Consider the following 4,865-nt stretch of genomic DNA (forward strand, 5'->3'; position numbering starts at 1 on the left):
TGCGTCCACCCAAGCGTCGACCTAGCCCTCCCGAGCAGCACCCTCATTCAGTTCACCCCGCCGGGACATACTTCGACCATCAGGACTTTGACGATGCCCTAGTTGTGACGCCACGTTGGATCCGCAACGCATGCCTTCTGGGGGAACGTCTGGCTCCGCTCCTCGCCAGGGCTTGGGCAGCCCCGTTTGCTCCAAGCATTTTCGAAGAGCAGAAACGCTTCATGGACGAGATGTGGAGCGATGCGGACTGACGACACGGTCGATCAGCTCGCCTTCATCGAACAATGGATCGGCATGTCCGTATCCCGACGGTTCGGAGCGATCCGGAGGACGGCAAGAAATGGCGTTTTGCTCCGTTCGCAAAATTCCACAGAGAGCCTTTCAGACGCGCGCTGGTGCGTTTTGGCTATCTGTGTAGCTAAAAGTCCCTGATCGCCGTCCTGCGCCCTTCTAGCGCCCTCCTGTTCGATCCTATCGAAGGCTTTTTTCTGAAATTCTGAATGGGTTCTGTGAAAAGCTTTCTGTGGAGACGTTTCTGTACGTTTCTGTTCCTTATAAGGAGCGCCCCCGATTATGCGTGGAATACGCCCCCGATTATGCGTATGCCCGCCCCCGATTATGCGGAAACTCCACGACTAACGCCCCCGATTATGCGTAAGACCGCCCCCGATTATGCGGAGATAAAAACTAAGGCATTGATTTTTCTAAAGGTAAATTTGAAAAGGCCGCCCCCGATTATGCGTAAGCGAGCCTACTCGCGCATTCTGGACAACGTGTAGAAAGCGCTCCCGACTATGCGTAGATCCCCTTTGGGGTGCATTTGGAGTCAGTAGGCTGTTTTCGCCCCCGATTATGCGTGGGCAAAAGCACTTCTGGTGCCCCCGATTATGCGTAGGAAGCGCCCCCGATTATGCGTAGTTCCCTCTTGGGGTGCATTTAACTCAGTCGACTGTGCCCCGCACCCGATTATGCGTAATCTGAAATACCTTTGCGCCCCCGATTATGCGTATTGTTACCGCTTTTTTGGTAGGGCTAGAATGGAAGGGTCGACCGGCTTCATTTCCATGCCCTGCGACGTCAGTTCGATCTTGAGCTTGGGAAAGACTTCCTTGATCGCAGCCAGATCCTCTGTGATCTGCTCTTTGAACTTCCGATCGCGGGCGATCCCCTCCCCGAACTGCTCCTTGAGTGGCTTCCAGTCGAGGATGAGCGGCTCATCCAGACGCGTGGCGCGGTAGGTGATCCAGAACAGGAGGTCGAGCTTGCGCGCCGAGTTCGAGAAAGCCTTCAGCGCTCGCACGTCGATCGGCAGCGCATGCTTTTTCAGTTGGTTGTAGAAGGTCTCAGAGAACTTAATCGTGTTAGGACTGAGGCTGCGCTGATCGGGATGCCCTTCGTACCAAAGTTCAACCTTCTCCAGCGGCTTCATCTTCATGACCGCAGAGCGCTGCCCATCCCAAGCACCAAACGTCATACTGCATGCAGCCAGGGCTCTCAGCTGTTCTTTGAAAAGACCAAGGTTTCCATAACGTCCCCCCGTCGGTTCGAAGCCGATCTCACGCATGAACTCTGACAGGGATCCAGTGGTCTCGACGAGCGGGCTCTTGTTCCTGAGCGCCTCCGTCGAGAGGTGGGTCATGATCAAACGCGCTTTCGGCCCCCAAGGAACGGGTTGAGGTGTCCACTCTCCGTTCGGGGCGAGGAGCTCGCCGGAGTTCACAACGAGGGTCATTCTCCCCTGTCGGCGTTCATAGCGCGTCACATCTTCGGGCAAAGCCCGATATGGAAGGCTGCAGATCGCCAATGGGGTGGGCAAGAAACGCAGATAATCGGAAGAGGTGCGGTCGCTGTCCACTTCCACGCGCGTCTTTGCCCGCCTCCGCTGGATAGGGGTGAGTTGTGCAACGGCGGCGTCCGTGGCCTCCTTCGCTCTCGCCTCTCGATCGCGTTTTGCCTGCCTACGCCCCAACTCTTTGAGCATGATGGCATAGACGGAACGGCCTTCGTACTCCTTGAGTTCGGCGAGCAAATCCTCATCGCGAATATCTGCGAGGGTGGCCGGAAGAATGGTGCTATCACTCTCTTTCATTGGAAGGACACCTTACGGGGCCCGCTCAAAGGCGTCCATCAAGGCGACAAGCATCTCCTCCCCCGAAAGGAGATCGTGCTCCTGTGCCAGTTTCCAAAAACGCTCCCGCACTTCTGGCGACGTCGCGATGTTCAGCTTGGCCGTCCGGTTCGAACGACGAAGGGCGCGAGCGTCGAAGACCTCCTTGACCGGTTCAGGCTTCGGCTTGGGGGGCGAAGCATGACGGGTGCGGAAACCAGCCTTCTCCGCAGCCTCTGCTACCTCTGGCGCCAGGGGGGCTGGGCGTTCCGTGCGGGGACGGAAGCTCGCGACGTCGGGCAAATCTAGGGGGATACGCTCACGGCTCATCGCGTGGTCTCCTCATTGAGAGCTGCAATTACGGATTGGGCAACGGCGGTCGCGTTCTCTTGGGCCGCCTTTGGGTTGGAGACGTCTTCGGCCGTTAGGTCGAAGATTGTCCCACCGATCTGAAAGATAGCGCTGAAGGCCGCGCGCTCGAATAAGGCCGTATCCAACACCGGAATGCCCTTACCGTCGAGTGTGGCGCGGATGTGCTTCTGTTCACGGCTCTGGAGCATGCCGATCATTGAAAACATGACCCGGTAGGGGATCTGTCGTCGGAAGACTTTGCTCTCCCGTTCGATCAGAGAAACCACCCTCGCCGCTTGATCGACGTCGAGCTGTTTGCCACGCATTGGGATGAGAACTAGATCGGCGCGAGAGATCGCGTAGCTAGCCGTCACGTTCGCGGATCCCTCTAGATCGACGATGACGAATGGCTTGCGTTCGGCAGCGTCGTCGATGACCTCGACGACCGTCTCTTCGGTAACGCCGCCTATGATTTCCAATCTCTCTGGGACGCTTTTCGTGAAGCGTGAAGCCCAGGTCGCAAGAGGCTGATTGGGATCAGCGTCGATCAAGGTCACCTGCGACCCAGCCTCGGCATAGACCTGCGCGAGCAGGAGAGCAGTCGTCGATTTCCCAACACCACCCTTTGTTGAGCACAGGACGATCACCGGCATCTTCTCGGTTCCTCATTGGTTCCTATCAGCCACCCTCGCAGTTCCTGGTTACCACACCGTGACCACGAACCAGAAAAGAAGTGAGACGGAACTAGACGAGAACTTGGAGCATGTCGACATCCTTGTCAGTTCCATCTTAGTTCCAGGTCAGCTCATAGTCGGTTCGATATCACTTCTTTTTGGGTTCTGACTCAGTTCCAACTCGGTTCTTATCCAGAAGGAAGCGAGAACTGATCAACGCAAAGCCCGCGTGAATTTCAGTCCAGATGCCCATAAAGTCTTGTATCAGGGGTTCTTCATCGAGACAAACACCCTTCCGAACCATGACGCTGACGCTCGGTTGGATGGTGCGTTGTGCCTCGTGATGCAGCAAGTCAGCACGCTCCGAAGAACGGCCGACCCCATATTGGAGCGACATCAAGGCGAAGGGATTCTCATGTCGGTAGAAGAGAGCAGGGGTGTCGTGCCCAACACGAAGACCCTCAGCGCGATCATCGCCGGCTTGACCCTTCCCGGCATGTTCTGGACCGGCTCGACCTGGGTCAACAATCAGGTCCACAAGATCGACCTCTTCGACCGCCGTGTCACACAGATCGAGGAGTCCCAGAAGAAGGACCTGGAACTGGCCGAGGTCCGGGGTGAGCGGATTCTGACCAAGGTCGAGGCGCTTCAGAAGGACGTTCAAGCGCTCACCAACGCCTTGACCAAGGTCGACGCCTACAGGCGCGGTGATCTGCGGCAGGCTGCGGCAGGGGAGGGGACCGCAAGGGACCGAAAGCCCCCAATCCGTCTCATCCAATCGTTCTCGAGCGGGACCATGGACGATGATACGTTGAACAAGCGAACCCTCATATTGGATGGGATCATTCCACCGAGAGACGACCGTTTGTCATCTCCGCCGACTATGAAGCATTCGTCCGAAACTGACCGACGAAGGCATCGGCATCGACCCTGTCTGTCAGTCAGAACTTGTAATCTTCGACTACAACGGCGTTCTCATCGTTAGCCAAGCAATCCACTGTCCAATCGACGTTCGGGAACTGACGGGTCTCGGCTTTCCAGTCACCCCATCCGACCTTGCACATGCCGTCATCGGTCACACAACGCGAGATGTCATCGATCATGTCGAGCAGGTGCTGGGCCGAGCCCTACCCGACAGCTTCGAAGCGCGCCGGGACCAATTGGTGGAACTGGCCTATCGCAACGAACTGCGGGCCATCGCCGGGGTCAAGCATGCTCGCCGCATCGTCACTCGCTACTATGAAACCGCCACTTCCTTCTGACCTGCTGCCTGTTTCCTGGACCGTTTTGAGCTGGAGAATTCCAGTTATGAATGAGGGCTAGGAACAGGAGCTTGGAATGAAGGGTCGAAGTTTTTCGAGGCGCAGATCGCGTTCGTGTTGAAGCAAGCCGAGGATGGCACGAGCGTCGGCGAGGTGTGCCGCAAGACCGGGATCAGCGAGGCGACATTCTACGCCTGGCGCAAGAAGTATGCAGGACTGATGCCGTCCGAGATGCGGCGTCTGCGCCAGCTTGAAGAAGAGAACGCCAAGCTGAAGCGGCTCGTCGCGGACCTTAGCCTCGACAAGGCGATGCTGCAGGATGTCGTCTCGCGAAAGCTCTGAGGCCTGACCGGCGCCGGCAACTCGTCGACGACGTCAGGAGCACGTGGCAGGTCAGCATCAGGCGGGCGTGCGGTGTGCTTCGGGCGGAGCGATCGAGCTACCACTATCGTGGGCGCCGCGCCGATCAGA

4 protein-coding genes and 1 pseudogene are annotated in these 4,865 nt (G+C 57.5%); 1 reads left to right on the forward strand and 4 read right to left on the reverse strand.

Features of this window, described 5'->3' with window-relative positions; translation table 11 throughout:
- Positions 1–1,012: 1,012 nt before the first annotated feature.
- The 4 genes from AUL36_RS22870 to AUL36_RS24095 form a co-directional block, all read right to left on the reverse strand.
- Entirely contained in the window at positions 1,013–2,089 is a 1,077-nt protein-coding gene (locus AUL36_RS22870) for a replication protein RepA (RefSeq protein ID WP_058599190.1), read from the reverse strand.
- Positions 2,090–2,101: 12 nt separating this feature from the next.
- Positions 2,102–2,437 (reverse strand): hypothetical protein, encoded by a 336-nt coding sequence (locus AUL36_RS22875; RefSeq protein WP_058635543.1) that lies wholly within the window; start codon positions 2,435–2,437, stop codon positions 2,102–2,104.
- Positions 2,434–3,111, reverse strand: coding sequence for a ParA family protein (locus AUL36_RS22880; RefSeq protein ID WP_058599188.1), 678 nt, complete (start codon positions 3,109–3,111; stop codon positions 2,434–2,436). The genes AUL36_RS22875 and AUL36_RS22880 overlap by 4 nt, the downstream gene beginning before the upstream one ends.
- A 169-nt stretch (positions 3,112–3,280) precedes the next feature.
- Entirely contained in the window at positions 3,281–3,910 is a 630-nt protein-coding gene (locus AUL36_RS24095; protein ID WP_156418552.1) for a hypothetical protein, read from the reverse strand.
- 589 nt (positions 3,911–4,499) lie between these two features.
- On the opposite strand from AUL36_RS24095, the pseudogene AUL36_RS24785 reads away from it, so the two are divergent.
- A pseudogene (locus AUL36_RS24785) lies at positions 4,500–4,865 on the forward strand (transposase); the annotation flags it as partial.

Origin of the sequence: Aureimonas sp. D3, from assembly GCF_001463805.1 — a bacterium.
GTDB classification, from domain to species: Bacteria; Pseudomonadota; Alphaproteobacteria; order Rhizobiales; family Rhizobiaceae; genus Aureimonas; species Aureimonas ureilytica_A.

What these genes read in the sequence shown, in the direction of transcription:
- AUL36_RS22880 (WP_058599188.1), bottom strand. Translation starts at nt 3,111, where the DNA reads ATGCCGGTGATCGTCCTGTGCTCAACAAAGGGTGGTGTTGGGAAATCG.
- AUL36_RS22875 (WP_058635543.1), bottom strand. Translation starts at nt 2,437, where the DNA reads ATGAGCCGTGAGCGTATCCCCCTAGATTTGCCCGACGTCGCGAGCTTC.
- AUL36_RS22870 (WP_058599190.1), bottom strand. Translation starts at nt 2,089, where the DNA reads ATGAAAGAGAGTGATAGCACCATTCTTCCGGCCACCCTCGCAGATATT.